Below are 1,492 nucleotides of genomic sequence, written 5' to 3'. Positions count from 1 at the left end.
GCGGGTGGAGATGGTCGCCGTGCTGGACGCCGACTATCTGCGGACGGCGCGGGCCAAGCGCCTGCCGGCCCGCTCGCTGTATCTGGGCCACGCCCTGCCGAACGCGGCCACGGCCTCGCTGACGCTGGGCGGCCTGATCCTCGGGTCGATGGTCGCGGGCACCGTCCTGGTCGAGAACGTGTTCGCCTGGCCCGGCCTGGGCACCACCATCGTGCGTTCCATCCTCAGCAAGGACTACCCGCTGGTCCAGGCCATCGTGCTGGTCTACGGCCTGGGCGTGCTGCTGATCAACACCGCCGTCGACGTGGCGCTCGCGCTGCTCGACCCGCGGTCGACGATCCGGGAGGACTGAGGTGAACCGCCGTACCGCTCATCGCTGGCTCCGCGTGCTGCGCACGCCCATGGGCCGGGCCGCGGCCGCGCTGGTCTTCGTGGTCCTGGTCCTGGCCCTCGTCGGGCCGGCGCCGTGGGACGCCCGCGCGGACGCCGTGGACACCGCGAACATCCTGGCCGGACCCTCCGGGCGGCACTGGGCCGGCACCGACAACCTGGGCCGGGACATCGCGTTCCGGGTGCTGGAGGCGACCCGGCTCTCGGTCGGTCTCGCGCTGGCCGCCACCGCCATCGGCGTGCTGGCCGGACTCCTGCTGGGCACCGCACCGTGGCTGCTCGGGCGGCGCCTGGGCCGGCTGGTGACGGGAGCCGTGCAGATCGCCATCGCCTTCCCGGGCCTGCTGCTCGCGCTGTTCTTCGCGGTCGTCTTCGGCGTCGGCGCGACCGGGGCGGTGCTGGCCATCGGGCTGGCCGGGGCGCCGACGTTCGCCCGGCTCGTGCAGACCCTGCTGGCCGGGGTCGCGGCCCGGGACTTCGTCGCCGCCGCGCAGATCGCCGGCGTGGGCCGCTTCCGCATCCTGATCCGCCACCTGCTGCCCAACATCGCCGAGCCGCTGGTGGTCAACGCCACCATGGGTGCCGGGGGAGCGCTGCTGGCGTTCGCCGGCCTGTCGTTCCTCGGCCTGGGCGTGCAGGCGCCCGCCTACGACTGGGGACGGCTGCTGTACGACGGCATCGGCGTGCTCTACCTCAACCCGGCTGCCGCGATCGCCCCGGCGCTGGCCGTCCTCGTCGCCGGCCTGGCCCTCAACCTGCTCGGTGAGTCGGTGGCCAAGGGCTTCGGGATGGACGCCCTGGTCGGCCTGCCCGCCTCGGCGAACCCCTCCCCGGCCGCGCCCGTGGGCACGGCGCCATCCGCACCCGAGAGCACGGACAACAGTCCGGCGTCCGACGTGGTCCTCGACGTCCGGGACCTCACCGTCAGCTTCCCGGCCGCCGGAGGACCGATCCGGCCGGTACGCGGCGTGACGTTCTCGATCCGCCGGGGCGAGGCGGTCGCCGTCGTCGGCGAGTCCGGCTCCGGCAAGTCGCTCACCGCCCAGGCCGTGTCCCGGCTCGTCGACGCGGCCGGCCGGGGCTACGCCGATAGCCCGGACCT

Annotated in this window: 2 protein-coding genes; both read left to right on the top strand. The window is 74.6% G+C overall.

From position 1 onward, the window contains the following. Nucleotides 1-352, top strand: a 352-nt coding sequence (locus AB0C29_RS48065) for an ABC transporter permease (protein ID WP_360835020.1), incomplete at its 5' end; no start/stop codon positions are given. Between the two features lies 1 nt (nt 353). Further along, nucleotides 354-1,492 (top strand): ABC transporter permease subunit (locus tag AB0C29_RS48060; protein ID WP_360835018.1); only part of this gene is annotated, 1,139 nt, incomplete at its 3' end.

The organism is Actinoplanes sp. NPDC048791 (assembly GCF_040650095.1).
GTDB lineage: Bacteria > Actinomycetota > Actinomycetes > Mycobacteriales > Micromonosporaceae > Actinoplanes.
This window is presented reverse-complemented; position numbering and strand designations above follow the sequence as displayed.